Consider the following 21779-nt stretch of genomic DNA (forward strand, 5'->3'; position numbering starts at 1 on the left):
AAGCGATTTCACATTGCCGGGTGGCGTTGTAACTATTTGATTATTAGATGGAATTTTTGAAATGACACAGCAGGAAAGAAAGGTATTGTGCACTATCGAAAAGGGATACAGCTCTGAGAGAGAGGAGCAAATTGGGAAGTTAAGAGTGTATTTTGAGATCTTTGAAAACGGAGATGTTTCCCCTATCAATCAAATGGAATTTTTTTGTGATACAGAACAAGTTTTTGTAACTAGTGGATATTCGGATATTAAGGAGAGATTTAAAAATAATTTATTTGAAGCAGTTTGTATACCTACTAATTTTGAACAAAAGGATGGGAATTGTAGGTACGTTACTAGAGCGAATTCATGTGAAGAAATTAAAGGGTTACAAGTTTCTCAAATTTACGATGTCAGTTTGCCAACTCCAAATGACCCATTGATAGTTGTTGATGATATTCCGCTTACCAGAACTTTGTTAATAAAAGATGATGGTTTTATTTATGGGCCATTCGATTACACTAGCAAATTCGAAGAAAAAACAGAATGTTATATTCTTTCTCTTAAATCAGTCAATACACCTATAAGCAAGATACCTCAATACCATATTGGGAAAATTGGAATACAAAAGTGCATAGCTTATTTATCGAATGATAAAAGAAAACCAATTTTCTTGGCAAATATAAAGAAAGTTTTGGATATTCTTGATGAAGAGATCGATTTTATTACTGACGATCAAATATTGTCAATATATGGAAATAAGATAGCATTAAATGCAGACTTTAGATCATTCACGAAAGGTACAATAGCTCAAATTAGAAAGCATTTTTCTTCTGCAACAGAGTACCGAACTTTTCCACAACGTTTTAATAGATTATTTCAATGTTTAGAAGATTCTTTGGCTTGGGATTCTACCAAAACGGAGTTGATTCAGGCATTTTTAGGTACTAAAGAGGGAAAACAGGTATTAGTTGATTATATATCTAAAAATAGAGATGACTATTTCAAAGAAGAAAAAGCTAATTATACAAAAAAAATGGAAGAGGAAACAAAAAAACAAAAGGATGCGTTTGAAGAGTTAAAAGAGAAAAAAGAAGCTTTGGAATCAGAAATTCGTAAAAAAACAAGAGAAAGAAATGATTTTGAGGTAAATAATTTAGGAACCTTATCTTCGTTAACTGACGAAAAAAGGAAAATGATTGAAAGTCAAATATCTAATGAAAAAATCAAACTTGATAGTTTAATCAGTGAAGTAAAGGCTATTGAGGAAAAATATAGTAAGCTTAAAGACTATGATAAACTTCATAAAGAGATTCAAACTCTAGAAGATGATCGGGATCGTGCTCGAGATAAAAAGAAACAAATGGAAGAGCAGGTCGATGAAGTTAGAGCTAAACTAAAGGAAAATAATGAGGTCTTGACAAGTCGTTTAGTCAAACTTAAGCCTGATGTTGATGCGCTATGTGGATTAAGACCTCGCAATGCTATTCAACAACTCGATTATAGTGTGCCTGTAAAAACTAATTACAACTCGAGTGATATTGAGGATATTCGTGAGGATTTAATCGATACAGTTTTAGACTCTCTTAATAAACAGGGTAGGAAAACTGATTATGCGACCGCAGCAAATATACTAACGACAATTTCTCAATGCCAATTTACTTTATTTAGCGGTTTACCCGGAACTGGAAAAACATCTCTGGCTAAGATGCTAGGGAATTGTTTGGGATTAGGGAATAGATTTCTAAATATACCTATAGCTCGTGGTTGGACGTCATCAAGAGATATCTTGGGATTCTATAACGCATTATCTCAGTCATTTTCTCCAGCTTCAACAGGTTTATATGAGTTAATCCAACAATTAAGCTCTGAAATTGACGATGGCAGAGAAGTTGCAGCTTCGATTATTTTGTTAGATGAGTTTAATTTATCTCAACCTGAGCATTATTTTAGTCCATTTTTGGAAATGGCTGATCCTGAGTCGAAAAGAATTTTAGCCACTGGCAACCCAGATAAAGCTTACTTTAATATACCAAATTATCTACGTTTCTTAGGTACAATAAATCAGGATGAATCAGTTCAGTCATTGACGCCAAGGTTACTTGATAGAGCAGCGATAATAAATTTCGATGATTTTGAACCAAATTATGAAATAAGTGTTGTCGGTTCCGAAAATATACTAGATGTTGCTCCGGAAGCTATTGGTGGAAAGACATTTATTGATATTTTTAAAGCTAATAGTTTAGAAATGCCTGCTGATATTGAGAAAGTATTGCAATCAGTTGTGATGACGCTGAGAGATGATCGTCCTGAATATGGAAGTCCAATAATTATTTCATACAGAAAAATTAAAGCGATAAGATCTTATTACAATGTTGCTGGCCCTCTCATGTCTATGGAGAGCAAATATCTTGGATTAGATTATGCCATATGCCAGCATGTAATTCCTTTGCTTAATGGTTATGGTCAGGGATTCGGGAGAAGAATAGAAGCATTAATACAGAATCTTCCTGATGAAATGGATAAATCATTAAAAATGCTTAAAAGATTATTAAATCATGGTAATCAAAATATGTTTAGCTATGGACATAATTTATGATTAAGTGGAAACTCTATATCAATGCTATTGATGAACCTTCCTGCGTATACCTGGAGCATGGAGAGAGGATACAAATAAAAGAGACCGATAGGCTTTCATTTGTGATCCATATGGATACTGATGATTTGTCTATTAATGGAGCACCGACCATTGTGGTCGGTGATATTCCTTTAGTAATGGTTTTACAGGAGAATACACACCAAGATTTTTATGTTTTCACGTCAAAAGAGTCAATAACATCGCATGGATCTAAGTATTTCTATAATTTTTTTGGAGAAAGTGAGGTTACTTTATATTTTGATAATACATATGCAGAACTTGTAACTGTTAATTTTGATATTTTAGCAAGAAAAGAAAATGCACTTTTAGCAAATGACATGTTATGTTTCTTAACAGATCATCTTGAAGATGCCATTACAATTTGTTTTTCAAGAAGTAAGCGGGGAGGCGATTTATTAGGTGATGACGAGCACAATTTTAATAAGATTGATGCAATTAACCAAACTTTTGATTATTTAAGTCGCGCAGTACATCTTTTTTTGAGGGAAAGAAAATCGCAGGTACAATCTGATCTTATTTTATCAGAGAATGGAGCTCCAACAGGACCAGACTCTGTTTATTGGGCTTTAACAAACCTTGATCGACTTTCACCTGCGAACCAAGATAGTGTGAATATTTATTTTAATAATCGCGGTTATCACTACGAACAAGTACCAAAAGAAATATCATTGGAAAATTTTGATGTCTATGAAAATAGAGTTATAAATACTTTTTTAATAAATTCTGTGAATTTTTTAAATTCATTAAAAGATGAATATCGTACTAATATTGAATTTCCTCAAAATCCGTTAAATAGCGATTATGTGAGATTCGATCATACGATGGCAAAATTTTCAAAGATGGTATTGGATGTAAAAATCAAAGAAATTGATATTTTGCTAGCAAAGGCCAGTGAATTACGAGGAGTATATTTAAAGATAATACCATCTAAAATTAAAAAATTTGCAATTCCTAGAATGTCATCATATGTTATAAGGCATTCGCATTATAAAGAGGCATTTTCTCTGATAGAAAAATGCTATAGAACTAATGCTCCCGATTTCTCTAACAATAAATTGCTCTTAGGTCTTAAAAACCTTTCAATTATTTATGAATTAACAACTTTGCTATTACTCCATAGGGAGATCGAAAATGTTTTCCAAACATCACTTGCGAGTCAGAATTTTCGTGTTCATGCGGAGTCAAACCCTTTTGGAGGCATTGATGCCGAGCGACCTGAGGGGAGCATAAATAACCACTTCGTATTTTCTAGTTCTGAATTCCTGATTGATCTACTTTACGAGGCTAAGATTTACCCCTATAGCGCTAATAGCAAACCCGGTGATTTGATTGACACGAGTAATACTCATCGTTCAGCAATATATGGGAAACATCATTTCTGCCCAGACTTTGTTATGAAAGTTACATCCAAAGAAAAGGGGTTATCATTTACCGTAATATTAGATGCTAAGTTCAAGGATGTTAACACTATCAAAGAGTACGATATGGATATTCTTACAAATAAATATTTGATGAACATACACTCTATCGATAATAATAGGAAGGTGACAATGTCATCAGTTGATATGTTAATAATATTATTTGCACATGCGAGAATGGGATCTATCTTACGACGAGTTGCCCCTCGCCATTGCTTAACTGGTCAGTACCCAGTATTCCCACAGTCGACAGCTATTGCTCTTCATACTAGCGATGTTTCATTATTAAATGAACATCTAAGCAGTATAAAAAAAGTTGTTACTGGTTTCGTTGGTAGTGACTATACATCTTAGGATATTTTATTTTTAGTAGCTACGATTAGATGATTATTTCCCTAATCTCAACTCAGTAGACCTGTTGAGACTAGGGAGGCTTACAAATTCTTTCTATTGCGAAATATATTTTCGCCGTATTTACATCATAATCTATAAGTTTTCATTTGCACCTTAAAGGACAATTAATTATTGAATTGTGTCATTATCGGAGAATGACCTGAGAGATAATTAATTGTCTGAAATATATTATCATGATTTTTTGTAAAATAATTATTTCAGGGTGTCATGAATTTCAAAAAAATATTTTGTGCTTTTAGGGATATTAGTTTTTTGTGTCATTGATAATGAGATATGTTTGACATATTTAACACTGAAGGTCAATAGCATAACTTTATATGTATTATTTGATATTTATATCGCCCATCTCAGCATCATTGTGATCCATCTCACCTCCCGGCAACCAAAATCTCCTGCGATTCGACGCCGTCCTCTATCTGTTTCGCCACCTTTTGTAAGGCCGGAAGATGCTTTTCCGCGGCCTGTTCGATGGTCATGGCGCTGGCCATATACACCAAATTCAGGCAGCCGATCACCCGCTGTTCGCTGCGGATGGGGACGGCGATAGAAGCGATTTTCTCCTCCTGATCCCAACCGCGAAAGTTCTGCCCAAAACCGTCTTTTCGCGCGCGGGTCAAAATGGCATTGAGCTTCAGCGGCTCGCGCGCAAGCTGGAACTCTTCTCCCGATCGGGAGGCAAGCATTTCAATCAGTTCCTGCCGTTCATTCTCCGGGCAAAATGCCAGCCAGGTCAGGCCGGATGCGGTTTTCAGCAGTGGCAAACGACGCCCTACCATCGCCCGGTGAAACGACAGACGGCTGAAACGGTGGGTGGTTTCACGTACCACCATCGCGTCCACATCCAGCGTGGAAACGTCAGTCGGCCAGATGACCTCGCGCAGCAAATCTCCCAGCAGCGGGGCGGCGAGTGCAGAAATCCACTGCTCGTCACGAAACCCCTCGCTGAGCTGGCGGACTTTAATGGTTAAGCGAAAGCTGTCATCGGACAGGCTGCGCCGGACGTAACCCTCATCCTGCAGGGTTTCCAGCAGCCGTCTGACCGTGGTGCGATGCAGGCCGCTTAACTCAGCAAGCAAGCCAACACTGGCCCCACCATCGAGCCGGTTTAACATATTTAATAACATTAATCCGCGCGTTAATCCGCGTACGGTTTTGTACTCAGTGCTCTCGTCATTTTTCATATTCATTGACAAATCTACAGATAAAACAACGTTGTGCACTTAGTGCACATCCTGGCATGTTTTGATTGTAGCGCAAAAACTCGCTTCTATACTGACCGCACAACAAAAAATTATTCACATATTTTTAACAAAACAAATTGCGCCTCACCAGGGTCCGCAATTGCGTTTTGTCCGAGTCGTGAGGTTCTGAAATGACAACAAAAAACCCGGATATCCAACCCGCTTTGCAGCATACCGCGCAGGTGGCGATTGCCGGTGCTGGTCCGGTAGGGCTGATGATGGCCAACTATCTTGGGCAGATGGGCATTGAGGTGTTGGTAGTGGAGAAGCTCGACACGCTGATCGACTATCCTCGCGCCATCGGCATTGACGATGAAGCGCTGCGCACTATGCAGTCTGTGGGGCTGGTCGAGAACGTTTTGCCGCACACCACGCCGTGGCACGCGATGCGCTTTCTCACCCCGAAAGGCCGCTGTTTTGCTGATATCCAGCCGATGACCGACGAATTTGGCTGGTCGCGCCGCAATGCTTTTATTCAGCCGCAGGTGGACGCGGTGATGTTGGAAGGGTTGTCGCGTTTTCCCAACGTGCGCTGCCTGTTCTCCCGCGAGCTGGAGGCCTTCAGCCAACAAAACGGCGAAGTGACGCTAAATCTGAAAGCGCCAGACGGTCAACGTGAAACGGTGAAGGCTCAGTGGCTGGTGGCCTGCGACGGCGGCGGCAGCAACGTCAGACGTTCTCTGAACGTGCCGTTTGAAGGTAAAACCGCGCCGAATCAGTGGATTGTGGTGGATATTGCCAACGATCCGCTCAGCACGCCGCATGTGTATCTGTGCTGCGATCCGGTGCGCCCGTATGTCTCCGCCGCGCTGCCGCACGCGGTGCGCCGTTTTGAGTTTATGGTTATGCCGGGGGAAACCGAAGCGCAGCTTAGCGAGCCGCAGAATATGCGCCAGTTGCTGAGCAAAGTGCTGCCGAACCCGGACAACGTCGAGCTGATCCGCCAGCGCGTGTATACCCATAATGCTCGTCTGGCCGAACGTTTTCGTATTGACCGCGTGCTGCTGGCGGGCGATGCGGCGCACATTATGCCGGTCTGGCAGGGTCAGGGATACAACAGCGGCATGCGCGATGCTTTCAATCTGGCATGGAAACTGGCGCTGGTGATTAACGGTAAAGCCGGCGATGCGCTGTTGGATACCTACCAGCAGGAACGCCGCGACCACGCCAAAGCGATGATCGACCTCTCCGTGACCGCTGGCAACGTACTTGCGCCGCCCAAACGCTGGCACGGCGCGGTACGCGACGGGGTTTCCTGGCTGCTGAATTATATTCCGCCGGTCAAACGTTACTTCCTTGAAATGCGCTTTAAGCCGATGCCGCAGTACCACGCCGGGGCGCTGGTGCGTGAAGGCGACGCGAAAACTTCACCGGTCGGCAAGATGTTTATCCAGCCGAAGGTGACGCTGGAATCGGGCGAAGTGACGTTGCTCGACAACGTCATCGGACCGAATTTCGCGGTGATTGGCTGGGGCTGTAACCCACTATGGGGCATGAGCGAGGCGCAGATCCAACAGTGGCAGGCGCTGGGGACGCGTTTTATCCAGGTTGTGCCGGATACGCAGATACATACCGATCAGGATAACCACGACGGCGTTACCCGCATAGGCGATACGCAAAACCGCCTGCGCGCGTGGTTTGCCCAGCACAACGCCGCGCTGGTAGTCATGCGCCCGGACCGCTTCGTGGCCGCCATCGCCATTCCGCAAACCCTGGGCAGCACCCTGAATAAACTGGCGTCGGTGATGACGCTCACTCGCGCTACTGCCGACATTCCTGTTGAAAAGGTTGCCTGATATGCACGCTTATCTTCACTGTCTTTCCCACTCGCCGCTGGTGGGCTATGTCGACCCGGCACAGGCTGTGCTCGACGAGGTTAACGGCGTGATCGCCAGCGCTCGGGCACGTATTGCGGCGTTCGAACCTGAACTGGTCGTGCTGTTTGCCCCCGATCACTACAACGGATTTTTCTACGACGTGATGCCGCCGTTCTGTTTAGGCGTTGGCGCTACGGCGATCGGCGATTTTGGTAGCGCGGCGGGGGAATTACCGGTGCCGACAGATCTGGCTGAAGCCTGCGCCCACGCGGTAATGAAAAGCGGTATCGATCTCGCCGTGTCCTACAACATGCAGGTCGATCATGGCTTCGCGCAGCCGCTGGAGTTTTTGCTCGGCGGCCTGGATAAGGTGCCGGTGCTGCCAGTGTTTATTAACGGCGTCGCCACGCCGCTGCCGGGCTTTCAGCGTACCCGCATGCTCGGTGAAGCGATTGGCCGTTTCGCCAGCTCGCTGAATAAGCGCGTGCTGTTTTTAGGCTCCGGCGGGCTATCGCACCAGCCGCCGGTACCGGAGCTGGCGAAGGCTGATGCCCATATGCGTGACCGCCTGCTCGGCAGCGGCAAACAGTTACCTGAAAACGAGCGCGAGCTGCGTCAGCAGCGGGTGATCAGCGCCGCCGAGAAGTTTGTGGTCGATCAAAACACGCTACACCCGCTTAACCCCGTCTGGGATAACCGTTTTATGACCCTGCTTGAGCAGGGGCGTTTGCAGGAGCTGGACGCGGTCAGTAACGAAGAGCTGTCCGCGATGGCGGGCAAATCAACGCATGAAGTTAAAACCTGGGTTGCCGCCTTTGCCGCCATTTCTGCTTTTGGCAACTGGCGCAGCGAAGGCCGTTATTACCGCCCGATCCCGGAGTGGATCGCCGGATTCGGCTCCCTGAGCGCCACTACGCAGAACTAAAACAGAACTGAATATGCAGGAGAACATCATGACTTACCAACCGCAAACCGAAGCCGCTACCAGTCGTTTTCTGGAGGTGCAGGAAGCAGGCGAAACCCTACGCGTGCATTTCAATGACTGTGGGCAGGGCGAAGAGACCGTCGTGCTGCTGCACGGATCCGGTCCTGGCGCGACGGGCTGGGCAAACTTCAGCCGCAATATCGATCCGCTGGTACAGGCCGGATACCGGGTGATCCTGTTGGATTGTCCTGGCTGGGGCAAAAGCGATGGGATCGTTAACCGCGGTTCGCGATCCGATCTCAACGCCCGCATCCTGAAAAGCGTGGTCGATCAGTTGGATATTCAAACAGTCCACCTGCTGGGTAACTCGATGGGCGGTCACAGTGCTGTGGCGTTTACCCTGAGCTGGCCGGAGCGTGTGGGCAAACTGGTGCTAATGGGCGGCGGAACGGGCGGCATGAGCCTGTTTACCCCGATGCCAACCGAAGGTATCAAGCGCCTGAATCAGCTGTATCGCGAGCCGACCATCGAGAACCTGAAGCTGATGATGGAGATCTTTGTCTTCGACACCAGCGACCTGACCGAGGCGTTGTTTGAGGCGCGCCTGAATAACATGCTGTCGCGTCGCGATCACCTGGAAAACTTTGTCCAGAGTCTGGAGGCCAACCCGAAACAGTTCCCGGATTTCAGCCCGCGTCTGGGTGAAATCAAAGCCCAGACCCTGATTGTCTGGGGACGCAATGACCGCTTTGTACCGATGGATGCCGGTCTGCGCCTGCTCTCCGGAATTGCCGGTTCTGAGCTGCATATCTACCGCGACTGCGGACACTGGGCGCAGTGGGAACATGCGGATGCCTTTAACCAGCTGGTGCTGAATTTCCTCACACGCCCTTAAGGAACGGACATGACGAATCGTAATCTTGAGCAGCTAGCCGCCGATTTACGTCAGGCTGAAGAAAAAGGGGAAGCCATCGCCCCACTGCGTGAATTGATTGGTGTGGATAACGCCGAAGCAGCCTACGCCATTCAGCGCATCAACGTGCAGTACGACGTGGCGCGCGGGCGTCGCGTGGTCGGGCGCAAAGTGGGGCTGACGCACCCGAAAGTGCAGCAACAGCTGGGTGTCGATCAACCGGACTTCGGTACGCTGTTTGCTGATATGTGTTATGGCGATAACGAAACCATCCCGTTTTCCCGTGTGCTGCAACCGCGTATTGAAGCCGAAATTGCGCTGGTGCTGAACCGCGATCTGCCCAATACCGACACCACTTTTGACGAGCTTTACAACGCCATCGAGTGGGTACTTCCCGCGTTGGAAGTGGTCGGCAGCCGTATCCGCGACTGGTCGATCAAATTTGTTGATACCGTGGCGGATAACGCCTCCTGTGGCGTGTATGTGGTCGGCGGTCCGGCACAGCGTCCGGCAGGATTAGATCTGAAAAACTGCGCGATGAAAATGACGCGCAACAACGAAGAGGTCTCCAGCGGGCGCGGCAGCGAATGCCTGGGACATCCGATCAACGCCGCCGTCTGGCTGGCGCGCAAAATGGCCAGCCTCGGCGAGCCGCTGCGTGCCGGAGACATTATTCTCACCGGAGCGTTAGGCCCGATGGTGGCGGTGAATGCGGGCGATCGTTTCGAAGCCCATATCGACGGTATTGGTTCAGTCGCCGCCACCTTTTCAGCGGCGGTTACAAAAGGAAGTCAGTCATGAGTAAGCGTAAAGTCGCCATTATCGGCTCCGGCAACATCGGTACCGATTTGATGATAAAAATTTTGCGTCACGGCGTGCATCTGGAAATGGCGGTGATGGTCGGTATCGATCCAGAATCTGATGGCCTGGCGCGTGCCCGACGCATGGGCGTTGCCACCACCCATGAAGGGGTGACAGGGCTTATCGCCATGCCGGAATTCGCCGATATCGACATTGTGTTTGACGCCACCAGCGCAGGCGCGCATGTGAAGAACGACGCCGCGCTACGTGCCGTTAAACCAGGCATCCGCCTGATCGACCTGACGCCCGCGGCAATCGGTCCTTACTGCGTGCCGGTGGTGAATCTGGCAGCCAACGTTGATCAGCAGAACGTCAATATGGTGACCTGCGGCGGACAGGCAACCATCCCAATGGTGGCGGCAGTTTCTCGCGTGGCAAAAGTCCATTACGCCGAGATTATCGCCTCGATCGCCAGTAAATCGGCGGGGCCGGGTACCCGCGCCAATATCGACGAGTTTACCGAAACTACCTCGAAGGCGATTGAAGTGGTCGGCGGCGCGGCAAAAGGCAAAGCCATTATTGTCCTTAACCCGGCCGAGCCGCCGCTGATGATGCGTGACACGGTGTATGTGCTGAGCGAAGCGGCCTCTGAGGTTGAAGTTGAAGCGTCGATTAATGAGATGGCGGCGGCGGTGCAGGCCTACGTGCCGGGCTATCGCCTGAAACAGCGTGTCCAGTTTGAAGTCATCCCGGAGGATAAACCGGTGAATCTGCCGGGTATCGGCCAGTTCTCTGGGCTGAAAACCGCGGTGTATCTGGAAGTGGAAGGCGCGGCGCACTATTTACCAGCCTACGCGGGCAACCTCGACATTATGACCTCCAGCGCGCTGGCGACCGCTGAGAAGATGGCGCAGTCCCTCGCTCGTCAGGCAGGAGAAGCAGCATGAACGGTAAAAAACTTTATATCTCTGACGTGACCCTGCGCGACGGTATGCACGCTATTCGTCATCAGTATTCACTGGAAAATGTGCGCCAGATAGCCAAAGCGCTGGACGACGCACGGGTTGATTCTATTGAAGTGGCCCACGGCGACGGTTTACAAGGTTCCAGCTTTAACTACGGCTTTGGTGCGCACAGCGACCTGGAGTGGATTGAAGCGGCGGCGGACGTGGTGAAGCATGCCAAAATTGCCACGCTGTTGCTGCCGGGTATCGGCACTATTCATGACCTGAAAAATGCATATCAGGCCGGCGCACGGGTAGTGCGCGTGGCGACCCACTGCACTGAAGCGGATGTGTCGGCCCAGCATATTCAGTATGCGCGTGAGCTTGGCATGGATACCGTCGGCTTTCTGATGATGAGCCATATGACCACACCGGAGAACCTGGCACAGCAGGCGAAGCTGATGGAAAACTACGGCGCGACCTGTATTTATGTGGTCGATTCCGGCGGCGCAATGAACATGAGCGATATTCGCGCCCGCTTCCGCGCACTGAAAGCGGTGCTGAAGCCGGAAACAGAAACCGGAATGCATGCGCATCACAACCTGAGTCTTGGGGTGGCGAACTCCATTGCCGCGGTAGAAGAGGGGTGTGACCGTATCGACGCCAGCCTGGCCGGGATGGGCGCAGGCGCGGGCAACGCGCCATTGGAGGTATTTATCGCCGCTGCGGATAAGCTTGGTTGGCAGCACGGAACCGATCTCTATGCACTGATGGATGCCGCCGACGATTTAGTGCGTCCACTACAAGACCGCCCGGTGCGGGTGGATCGTGAAACGCTGGCGCTGGGCTATGCCGGGGTGTACTCCAGTTTTCTGCGTCATTGCGAAGTGGCGGCAGCACGTTATGACCTGAGCGCAGTAGATATTCTGGTGGAACTGGGCAAACGTCGGATGGTGGGCGGCCAGGAAGATATGATCGTCGACGTAGCGCTGGACCTGCGCAACCGCAAATAAAAATGATTACGCGGCTGGCAACGTATCAGCCGCGATTCACCTGCATCGTGACCTCAGAGGGACATCTTATGACGACCCGTACCCCCGCATCTTACCGCCTGACGTTGACCGTTGGGCTTTGCTTTTTAGTTGCCCTGATGGAAGGGCTGGATTTACAGGCCGCCGGTATCGCTGCCGTCGGTATCGCCCACGCGTTTGCGCTGGATAAAATGCAGATGGGCTGGATCTTCAGTGCGGGCATTCTCGGGCTGCTGCCCGGCGCGCTGGTGGGCGGCATGCTGGCCGACCGCTATGGCCGCAAGCGTATTCTCATTGCCTCTGTGGCGCTGTTCGGCCTGTTCTCGCTGGCGACGGCGATTTCCTGGGATTTCTCATCGCTGGTGTTTGCCCGTCTGATGACCGGTGTCGGGCTGGGCGCGGCGTTGCCGAATCTGATCGCGTTGACTTCCGAGGCGGCGGGCCCGCGTTTTCGCGGTACGGCAGTGAGCCTGATGTACTGCGGCGTGCCGATTGGCGCGGCGCTGGCGGCAGCGCTCGGGTTTAGCGGCCTGGCCTCCGCCTGGCAAACGGTGTTCTGGGTAGGCGGGGTGATCCCGCTGCTGCTGGTGCCGCTGTTGATGCGCTGGCTGCCGGAATCTCAGGTTTATACCCAACAAACGCAGGTGGCCGCCGCACCGTTGCGCGCCCTGTTTGCGCCAGCGACGGCGAGTGCCACGCTGCTGCTGTGGTTGTGCTATTTCTTCACCCTGCTGGTGGTGTATATGCTGATCAACTGGCTGCCGATGCTGCTGGTGGAGCAGGGCTTTCGGCCATCGCAGGCGGCAGGCGTAATGTTTGCTCTGCAAATTGGCGCGGCCAGCGGCACGTTAATTCTCGGGGCGTTAATGGATAAACTGCGCCCGGTGGTGATGTCGCTGCTGATCTACACCGGGATGTTGGCTTCACTGCTGGCGCTGGGTACGGTGTCGTCATTGAGCGGCATGCTAATGGCGGGATTTGTGGCGGGGATGTTCGCCACCGGCGGGCAAAGCGTGTTGTATGCGCTGGCGCCGCTGTTTTACAGCACGCAGATCCGCGCCACAGGCGTGGGAACCGCCGTCGCAGTCGGGCGTCTGGGGGCGATGAGCGGCCCGCTGCTGGCAGGGAAAATGTTAGCGCTCGGTACCGGAACGGTAGGGGTGATGGCGGCTTCTGCGCCGGGCATTTTGCTGGCAGGCCTGGCGGTATTTATTCTGATGAGCCGCAAATCACAGATGCCGATCCCAGCCAGCGGTGCTTAAGCACTCATCCGGTTGTGGGAGTGGGGAGATTTGATTCCCACTTCCGGGTGAACGCCGTCAGTCAACTGTGTTGCCAAAGTTTAGATAAAACATGGCAACGGAGGCGTTATGAGCTGGCGGCCCTTTTTGTATCTGATTATTAATCCCCACCCGCTATTAAGCGCCCGGCGCGGGCATCTGCGTCTGGTGCAGGGTTGACTTTGCATTCTGTTAACAAACGCGGTATAACAAACCTTCTTTGGATGTTTAGATGTCCATACGTTTAGAAGGTTATATGCAAACAACACAACAAAATGCGCCACTGAAGCGCACAATGAAAACGCGTCACCTGATTATGCTTTCCCTGGGCGGCGTGATTGGCACAGGATTATTCTTCAATACCGGGTACATCATCTCCACCACCGGAGCGGCGGGAACGCTGCTGGCCTATCTGATTGGTGCGCTGGTGGTCTGGCTGGTTATGCAGTGTCTGGGCGAGCTGTCGGTCGCGATGCCGGAGACCGGGGCGTTTCACGTTTATGCCGCGCGCTATCTTGGCCCGGCAACGGGGTATACCGTGGCCTGGCTCTACTGGCTGACCTGGACCGTGGCGCTGGGTTCGAGTTTTACCGCCGCCGGATTCTGTATGCAGTACTGGTTTCCACAGGTTCCGGTATGGGTCTGGTGCGTGGTGTTCTGCGCGATTATTTTTGGTCTGAATGTTATCTCCACGCGCTTTTTTGCCGAAGGGGAGTTCTGGTTCTCGCTGGTCAAAGTGGTCACTATCATCGCCTTTATCATCCTCGGTGGGGCGGCGATTTTCGGCTTTATTCCGATGCAGGATGGCTCGCCCGCGCCGGGGCTGAGTAATATCACGGCGGAAGGCTGGTTCCCGCACGGTGGCTTACCGATTTTGATGACTATGGTGGCAGTGAACTTTGCTTTTTCGGGTACCGAGCTTATCGGCATTGCCGCCGGTGAAACGGAAAACCCGCGCAAAGTTATCCCGGTAGCGATTCGTACTACCATCGCGCGACTGATTATTTTCTTTATCGGCACCGTGTTTGTGCTGGCAGCGCTGATCCCGATGCAGCAGGCGGGCGTGGAGAAAAGCCCGTTTGTGCTGGTGTTTGAGAAAGTAGGGATCCCGTACGCCGCTGATATTTTTAACTTCGTGATCCTGACGGCTATTCTTTCTGCAGCGAACTCCGGGTTATATGCCTCCGGGCGCATGCTGTGGTCGTTGTCGAATGAACGTACGCTACCGGCCTGTTTTGCGCGAGTAACGAAAAACGGCGTGCCACTGACGGCGCTGTCGGTCAGTATGCTCGGTGGTGTGCTGGCGCTGTTTTCCAGCGTGGTGGCCCCGGACACGGTATTTGTTGCGCTGTCGGCAATCTCCGGGTTTGCGGTGGTGGCGGTGTGGCTGAGTATCTGCGCCTCGCATTTTGTTTTTCGCCGCCGTCATCTGCAACAAGGTAAGGCATTGAGTGAATTACATTATCGCGCGCCGTGGTATCCGCTGGTGCCGGTATTAGGTTTTGTGCTGTGCCTGGTGGCCTGTGTGGGGCTGGCATTCGATCCAGCGCAGAGAATTGCGTTGTGGTGCGGGTTACCGTTTGTTGCGTTGTGCTATGGTGCTTATTTCCTTACTCAACCCCGAAACGCAAAACAGGAGCCAGAACATGTCGCAGAATAATCCGTTACGCGCTCTCCTTGATAAACAGGATATCCTGCTGCTGGATGGCGCGATGGCGACGGAGCTGGAAGCGCGAGGGTGTAACTTAGCCGACAGCCTGTGGTCAGCCAAAGTGCTGGTAGAAAACCCGGAGCTTATCCGCGAAGTGCATCTTGATTACTACCGGGCGGGGGCGCAATGCGCGATCACTGCCAGCTATCAGGCGACGCCGGCGGGCTTCGCCGCGCGAGGTCTGGATGAATCGCAGTCGAAAGCGCTGATTGGCAAAAGCGTGGAGCTGGCGCGTAAAGCCCGTGAAGCGTATCTGGCAGAGAACCCGCAGGCGGGAACGCTTCTGGTGGCGGGATCCGTCGGGCCTTACGGCGCGTATCTGGCGGATGGCTCTGAATACCGTGGCGATTATCATTGTAGCGTTGAGGCATTTCAGGCGTTTCATCGCCCGCGCGTGGAAGCCTTGTTGGATGCCGGGGCCGATCTGCTGGCCTGCGAAACCCTGCCGAATTTCGCCGAGATTGAGGCGTTGGCTGAGCTGTTGACCGCATATCCGCGTGCGCGGGCGTGGTTCTCATTTACCCTGCGCGACAGCGAGCACCTGAGCGACGGTACGCCGCTGCGTGACGTGGTTGCGTTGCTGGCGGGTTATCCGCAGGTGGTGGCGCTAGGCATTAACTGTATTGCGCTGGAAAACACCACCGCTGCGTTGCAGCATTTACACGGTTTAACGGCGCTGCCGCTTGTGGTGTATCCGAACTCGGGCGAGCATTACGATGCGGTGAGCAAAACCTGGCATCATCACGGTGAACATTGCGCGCAGCTGGCGGATTATCTGCCGCAGTGGCAGGCCGCTGGCGCACGGTTAATTGGCGGGTGCTGTCGCACCACGCCTGCGGATATCGCCGCGCTAAAAGCGCGAAGCTGAGAGTTTTATCGGGTCTACATCGTTCATTGTAGGCCTGATAAGCGCAGCGCATCAGGCATTGCCGGATGGCGGCGCAAGCGCCTTATCCGGCCTACATCGTTCATTGTAGGCTTGATAAGCGCAGCGCATCAGGCATTGCCGGATGGCGGCACAAGCGCCTTATCCGGCCTACAAAGCCACAAAACGTTATGCCGCATCCGCCAGAACAAACATGCCGTACGGATGGATTTCGAGATAATACTGTTCGCCGACGTCCGGTTGCAGGCGCGTAGCGTTGACCTGCAATAAAATCTCCTGCCCGTGCCATTCCACCGTCACTTCATACTGCGGCCCCATATAGGCGACATGGCGGATCACGCAGCGCTGGCTCTCCTCGCCGCGATCGCTGAGCGTGATCGCTTCCGGGCGCACACCGACCATCCCTTCGCCCTGTGTACCAAAGTGCAGTGGGCGCGGCAGATGATAGCCGTAGATATCAACGTATCCGTCGCTGAAGGTTGCCGGGAACAGGTTGGCATCGCCCATAAAGCTCGCCATAAAGCGGGAGGCGGGCTGGCGGTAAAGATCCTGCGGTGAGCCGATCTGCATGATGTGTCCCTTGTTCATCACCAGCACGGTATCAGAAACCGCAAAGGCTTCGCTCTGATCGTGGGTGACGTACAGCGAGGTGATATCAAACTGCTTTTGCAGCTCGCGGATCTTGTCGCGCATGCTGCGACGCAGGTTGGCGTCGAGGTTACTCAACGGCTCATCAAACAGCAGCACTTTCGGCTTGAGGATTAGCGCGCGGGCCAGCGCCACGCGCTGCTGCTGACCGCCGGAGATCTGATCGACAAAGCGGTCTTCGAATCCTTCCAGATCCACCATCGCCAGCGCCTCTTTGACGCGGGCTTTCAGCTCTGCGCGCGGTACACCGAGCATTTTCAGGCCATAACCGACATTCTCTCCCAGCGACATATGCGGGAACAGGGCATAGGACTGAAACACCATGCAGATATCGCGCTGCTGAATAGAGCGATGGGTGACGTCTTCGCCATCAATGAAAATTTGCCCTTCGCTCGGTTTTTCCAGCCCGGCAACCAGGCGCAAAATAGTGGTTTTGCCGCAGCCGGACGGGCCGAGCAGCGTCACCATTTGCCCCTGCGGGATGGTGAGGTTGATATTGTCGATTACCGTATTACTGCCAAATCGTTTAGTGACGTTGCGCAGTTCAACGAAATTTTTCTGAGTCATAGTGCGCTCCATTACGCCTGGTTTTTGGCTTTTGAACGGGAGGTACGTGATTCACCGATCAGCCAGTCAAAGATGAAAATAATCGCCAGCATCACCACGATCAGAATGGAACCGTAGGCAATCGCTACACCGTATTCGCCATCTTCCACGCGGTTGAGGATGTAAGCCGTCGCTACGCGGGTATCCGGCGTGACGAGGAACACAATGGCGCTGACGGTGGTAATGGCGCGCACAAAGCTGTAAATCAGCGCCGAGAGGATCGCCGGGCGCAGCAGCGGCAGCAGGATGTGCGTAATAGTACGCAGAGAACCGGCGCGCAGGCTGAGTGAGGCTTCATCCAGTGATTTATCGATTTGGCCTAAGCCCGCGATACCCGCCCGGATACCGACCGGGACGTTACGCATCACCATTGAGATAATGACAATCGCCGCCGTACCAGTGAGGTACACCGGGGCGCTGTTAAAGGCCAGAATGTACGATACGCCCGCGACGGTGCCCGGAACGGCAAAGCACAGCATGGTGGTGAACTCGATGGTCTTCTTGCCTTTAAACTGCTGGCGCACCACGATCCATGCGATCAGCAGGCCGAAGATCGCGGTGATCGGCGCGGCAATCCCGGCGTAGAGCAGGGTGTCGAGCAGTGAAGGCCACGCGCCGTCGCTCATCCCCTGACCGAACAGTTTGGTAAAGTTCGCCAGCGTCAGGGTGTAGTCCACGCCCCAGTTGACGGTGAAGCTACCATAGAAAATGCTGCCGTAGAGCAGGGCGTTAAAGGCAATCCACACTGCCAGCAGCGCGACCACGCTCCATACCAGTGTTACCGGCAGCGGCTGTACGTCGCCCCGGTAGGATTTGCCGGAAACGGTGACGTATGAGCGTTTACCAATCCACATATACTGCACGCAGAACACCAGAAGCGAGAACAGCAGCAGGAAGGCACCCAGCGTACTGGCGGCCTGGTAGTCAAGCTGCGAACCGGTGATGTAGAAGTAGATTTGCGTTGCCAGCACGTCGAAGTTACCGCCGAGCACCAGCGGGTTACTAAAGTCGGCCAGCGACTGCACGACCACAATCAAAAAGGCGTTCGCCAGTGCGGGTTTCAGCAGCGGGACAAACACGCCGTTAAAGGTCTGCCAGCGGCTGGCACGCAGGGTGTATGACGCTTCTTCCAGCGACGGATGAATGGTTTTGATTGCTCCGTCGAGGATCATAAACGCCATCGGCGTAAAGGCCAGAACCTGCGCCAGCCAGATGCCGGTAAAGCCATACAGCCAGTTGGTGTTGGTTAAACCAAACCATTCGACCATAAACTCGGTGATGTAACCGGAGCGTCCCATCATCAGCGTGACGCCTAAACCGACGACAAACGGCGGAGTGACGATCGGCAAAATCGAGAAGATACGTCCGATTATGGCGCTGCGTCTGGCGATACGGGTGGTGTAGATAGCCAGTACCAGACCAAAGAAGGTACAGCCGACGCCGACGGCAATCGACAGCATAATCGAGTTGAGGATCACCTGAATGATATGTGCCTGCGACAGCACATTCATAAACGCCAGCGGGGCAAATTCCCCGGCGTCGTTGGTGAACATCGGAATGAAAATGGCGATGCTTGGCCAGACGATAAAAATACCGATCAGCGCGACAATCGCGGTAAGCGAGCCGATGACGAAACGGTCACCGCCCAGCCATTCGAGGCGGGTGAGCGCCAGGGTCATGATTGCGCCAAGCGCCACAAACAGCACGATGGTGGCATAGCCTAAGCCGCGACCCTCAAGGGTGGCGCTGGCGACAATAAAGGCCATACAGAAAAATGCCCAACCCGCGTCAAGATAATGGCGGCTGCGCTGTTCGCGCCTGGCTTCATGGAATGGGCGCACCAGCAGCAGGCTTGGCAGCAGATACCACAGCCAACTGATATTGAACTGCGACCAGCCGTAGGCGGCGAGTATTTCTTCCCGCGTTGACTCCAGCAGACCGTAGTCCAGGCTCCAGCTCGGCAGCAGGGCAAACGCCAGCCAGCCGAGCAAAACCCAAAGAAATATCGCATCCCGTTTTTTCACGGGATGGAGTGCAAGTGTGTGTGACATAGCGTTTCCGATAATGTAGGCCGGGTAAGGCGTTTAGACCGCACCCGGCAAATGAACGCAACGTGGGCTTATTTACCCATCTTAACTTCGCTAACCCACTTATTGATCAACGCCTTACGTACGTCAGTCGAACCGTACTTATCCATGTCGTAATTGATAAGCTTCAGGTCGTCGAGCTTCAGCGAGTTAGGAGAGGTCTCGGCAGTGGTGTTGGTCAGGATCTGATAGGATTTGCCTTTCTTCCACGCCAGCTCCTGCGCGTCTTTCGACAGCACCCAGTCAACGAACAGTTTGGCGTTGTCGACGTTGCGAGCGCCTTTCAGGATGCTGACGCCGCCGATTTCATAACCGGTGCCTTCGCATGGAGAAATCAGCTCCAGCGGTGCGCCCTGTTCTTTTTCCAGCGAATAGTCGTGCAGGAAGCCAATGCCGATAGCCGTTTCGCCGCGGGCGGCGTTACGCGCCGGGGCAATGCCGGATTTGGTGTATTGAGAGACGTTGGCGTTGAGCTGTTTCAGGTAATCAAAGGCCTGATCTTCACCCCACAGTTGAGCAAAGGTCGCCAGCGCGGTGTAGGCGGTACCGGAGCTTTGCGGGTCAGCAATCTGGATTTCGCCCTTGTATTCCGGTTTGGTCAGATCCTTCCAGCATTTTGGCACCGGCAGGTTTTTCTCTTTCAGGCGCTGGGTATTAACGCCAAAGCCCAGAATACCGACGTAAACCGCCGAAGAGAGATTACCTTTGACCTTCGCGGGATCGCGGAATTTCTCCATGATCTGTTCGAGGTTTGGTGATTTATACGGCTGCAGCAGACCCATTTCACCGGCCTGGGATTGCGGATCCAGCGTACCGCCGTACCACACATCCGCCTGCGGGTTTTTCTTCTCTGCATCCACTTTCGCCAGCGTACTGCCAGAGCCGTTGCGAATGAATGAGGTTTTCACATCATATTTTTCACCGAAGGCTTTGGTTTCGGTTTCGCACATCTCGTTGGTGGCGCTGCAATACACCACCAGACGGCCCTGCGCCTGGGCTGCGTTGCTGAAGGCTGCCAGCGTCAGAGCGGAAGCGATCAGGGTAGAGGTAAGCGTCAGTTTCATTGTTTTATCCTTTGACTGAGAGAAGGGGTAATGCCCGCAATGAGCAACGGCATCAGCAATAAACCCATAAAGACAGCGGCAACCGAGAGCAAACTGAACATTCCCGACCAGCCGTAATGTTCTATGACCAACGACAGCGGCCAACCCGCCAGCGCGGCCCCCAGATAGGCGAACAGCCCGAGAAAACCGGTAATTGAACCTGCCGCCGCTTTGTGTCCGCATTCAACGGCTGCGAGGCCAATTAGCATTTGTGGGCCAAACACAAAAAAGCCCACGGTAAAGAAACACACTGCCAGTAGCGCGTAGTGGTGCACTGGTGCCAGCCACAGTGCGGCGACGGAAACCATCAGCCCCAGCGTGAACAGCAAAATCATCGGCGCACGCTGACCGCTGAACAGCAGATCCGATCCCCATCCGGCAAACAGCGCCCCCAGCAAGCCGCCAACTTCAAACAGCATCACCGTGGCATTGGCGCTGAGCAGATTCACGCCGTGGCTTTCCGTCAGCCAGATGTTGCCCCAGTCGTTGAGCGCAATGCGGATCAAATAGACCAATACATACGACACGCCGAGCAGCCAGATCATCGGGTTTTTCAGCATGGTGGTGCGCAACATTTGCCACAGCCCCATCGGCGGGCTTTGCTGTTCCTGACGCAGCTCCAGCGGGTCATGCCGCCATTCCCCAACCGTGGGTAATCCTTCTTCCTGGGGCGTGCCTTTCAATTGCAGGGTGAGCCAGATTCCCAGTGCCATACTGATTATCCCCGGTGCCAGCATGGCCGCCTGCCAGCCCCACCAGTGGGCGGCAAAAGCGCTAATCAGCGGGATAATGGCGCCACCGATGTTGATCGACATATTCCAGCAGCCCCACCAGAAGCCACGTTCGTTGCGCGAGTACCAGTGGGTCAGCAGTCGGGCACAGGGCGGCCAGCCCCAGCCCTGAAAAAATCCGTTCAGCGTCCAGACCACCAGCAGCAGCGTCAGCGATTCACCAAAGGCGAACAGCACGTTTAAAACGCCGGTGGCAAACAGACCAATACCCATAAACGCGCGCTGTCCGTGGCTGTCGTGCCACAGCCCGGCGGTGAATTTCGACAGACCATAGGTCAGATAAAACAGTGACCCAAGCAGGCCGATATCGCCTTTATCCAGACCCAGATCCGTTTGCAGCGCCGGGAGGACGTAGTTAACGCTTTTGCGCGTCAGATAAAACGCGGCGTAACCAATTACCATACACATCAGCAGCCGGGGGCGTAGCGCCCGGTATTGTTGGTCTGTTTCGCTGGCTGAGCGTGTATGCATGGCAGTCTCCGTTTGTGCTGACTATAGGAAAGTGAAAGCAAAAGGGGATGAGAG

Annotated in this window: 16 protein-coding genes; 11 read left to right on the top strand and 5 right to left on the bottom strand. The window is 52.1% G+C overall.

What is annotated here, in order from left to right; all coding sequences use genetic code 11:
- The first annotated feature begins 61 nt into the window (after positions 1-61).
- Together OGX97_RS15500 and OGX97_RS15505 are read left to right on the top strand one after the other, a co-directional pair.
- On the top strand, positions 62-2578 hold the full coding sequence (locus tag OGX97_RS15500) for an AAA family ATPase (RefSeq protein WP_279850376.1): 2517 nt from the start codon (positions 62-64) through the stop codon (positions 2576-2578).
- Complete coding sequence (locus OGX97_RS15505) at positions 2575-4410, top strand: hypothetical protein (RefSeq protein ID WP_279850377.1); 1836 nt, start codon at positions 2575-2577, stop codon at positions 4408-4410. The genes OGX97_RS15500 and OGX97_RS15505 overlap by 4 nt, the downstream gene beginning before the upstream one ends.
- 428 nt (positions 4411-4838) lie before the next feature.
- On the opposite strand, the gene OGX97_RS15510 is transcribed toward OGX97_RS15505, so the two are convergent.
- On the bottom strand, positions 4839-5651 hold the full coding sequence (locus tag OGX97_RS15510) for a DNA-binding transcriptional regulator (RefSeq protein WP_048226474.1): 813 nt from the start codon (positions 5649-5651) through the stop codon (positions 4839-4841).
- A 191-nt stretch (positions 5652-5842) separates the two neighbouring features.
- Here OGX97_RS15510 and OGX97_RS15515 point away from each other — a divergent pair, with 191 nt between their 5' ends.
- The 9 genes from OGX97_RS15515 to mmuM all read left to right on the top strand — a co-directional run bounded on the left by OGX97_RS15515 (position 5843) and on the right by mmuM (position 16001).
- A complete protein-coding gene (locus tag OGX97_RS15515) occupies positions 5843-7507 on the top strand; it encodes a bifunctional 3-(3-hydroxy-phenyl)propionate/3-hydroxycinnamic acid hydroxylase (protein ID WP_279850378.1) in 1665 nt (554 codons plus the stop codon).
- Between the two features lies 1 nt (position 7508).
- Positions 7509-8453 carry a 2,3-dihydroxyphenylpropionate/2,3-dihydroxicinnamic acid 1,2-dioxygenase gene (gene mhpB, locus OGX97_RS15520; protein ID WP_048236000.1) on the top strand — a complete coding sequence of 315 codons (945 nt, stop codon included), beginning with the start codon at positions 7509-7511 and terminating at the stop codon, positions 8451-8453.
- A 28-nt stretch (positions 8454-8481) separates the two neighbouring features.
- Positions 8482-9348, top strand: coding sequence for a 2-hydroxy-6-oxonona-2,4-dienedioate hydrolase (mhpC, locus tag OGX97_RS15525; RefSeq protein ID WP_103015003.1), 867 nt, complete (start codon positions 8482-8484; stop codon positions 9346-9348).
- A 9-nt stretch (positions 9349-9357) separates the two neighbouring features.
- Positions 9358-10167, top strand: coding sequence for a 2-keto-4-pentenoate hydratase (mhpD, locus tag OGX97_RS15530; RefSeq protein ID WP_000184938.1), 810 nt, complete (start codon positions 9358-9360; stop codon positions 10165-10167).
- Positions 10164-11114, top strand: a complete 951-nt coding sequence (mhpF, locus tag OGX97_RS15535) for an acetaldehyde dehydrogenase (RefSeq protein WP_003830924.1) — start codon at positions 10164-10166, stop codon at positions 11112-11114. The genes mhpD and mhpF overlap by 4 nt, the downstream gene beginning before the upstream one ends.
- Positions 11111-12124, top strand: coding sequence for a 4-hydroxy-2-oxovalerate aldolase (gene mhpE / locus OGX97_RS15540; RefSeq protein ID WP_032942491.1), 1014 nt, complete (start codon positions 11111-11113; stop codon positions 12122-12124). Before mhpF ends, mhpE begins: the two co-directional genes overlap by 4 nt.
- Before the next feature lie 68 nt (positions 12125-12192).
- Entirely contained in the window at positions 12193-13404 is a 1212-nt protein-coding gene (gene mhpT / locus OGX97_RS15545) for a 3-(3-hydroxy-phenyl)propionate transporter MhpT (protein WP_020996588.1), read from the top strand.
- A 274-nt stretch (positions 13405-13678) separates the two neighbouring features.
- Positions 13679-15082: an S-methylmethionine permease gene (gene mmuP, locus OGX97_RS15550; RefSeq protein WP_001373486.1), complete on the top strand. Its 1404-nt coding sequence runs from the start codon at positions 13679-13681 to the stop codon at positions 15080-15082.
- Positions 15069-16001, top strand: coding sequence for a homocysteine S-methyltransferase (gene mmuM / locus OGX97_RS15555; protein WP_204191554.1), 933 nt, complete (start codon positions 15069-15071; stop codon positions 15999-16001). The genes mmuP and mmuM overlap by 14 nt, the downstream gene beginning before the upstream one ends.
- Positions 16002-16187: 186 nt before the next feature.
- On the opposite strand, the gene fbpC is transcribed toward mmuM, so the two are convergent.
- The 4 genes from fbpC to uhpC all read right to left on the bottom strand — a co-directional run bounded on the left by fbpC (position 16188) and on the right by uhpC (position 21725).
- Positions 16188-17234, bottom strand: coding sequence for a ferric ABC transporter ATP-binding protein (gene fbpC, locus OGX97_RS15560; RefSeq protein WP_000192349.1), 1047 nt, complete (start codon positions 17232-17234; stop codon positions 16188-16190).
- Between the two features lie 11 nt (positions 17235-17245).
- Positions 17246-19324 carry an ABC transporter permease gene (locus tag OGX97_RS15565; RefSeq protein WP_008783887.1) on the bottom strand — a complete coding sequence of 693 codons (2079 nt, stop codon included), beginning with the start codon at positions 19322-19324 and terminating at the stop codon, positions 17246-17248.
- 68 nt (positions 19325-19392) lie between these two features.
- On the bottom strand, positions 19393-20424 hold the full coding sequence (locus tag OGX97_RS15570; RefSeq protein WP_003830932.1) for an ABC transporter substrate-binding protein: 1032 nt from the start codon (positions 20422-20424) through the stop codon (positions 19393-19395).
- Positions 20421-21725 (bottom strand): MFS transporter family glucose-6-phosphate receptor UhpC, encoded by a 1305-nt coding sequence (gene uhpC, locus OGX97_RS15575; RefSeq protein WP_003830933.1) that lies wholly within the window; start codon positions 21723-21725, stop codon positions 20421-20423. The genes OGX97_RS15570 and uhpC overlap by 4 nt, the downstream gene beginning before the upstream one ends.
- Positions 21726-21779: the final 54 nt, after the last annotated feature.

It is taken from the genome of Citrobacter sp. Cpo061 (assembly GCF_030332845.1).
GTDB lineage: Bacteria > Pseudomonadota > Gammaproteobacteria > Enterobacterales > Enterobacteriaceae > Citrobacter > Citrobacter portucalensis.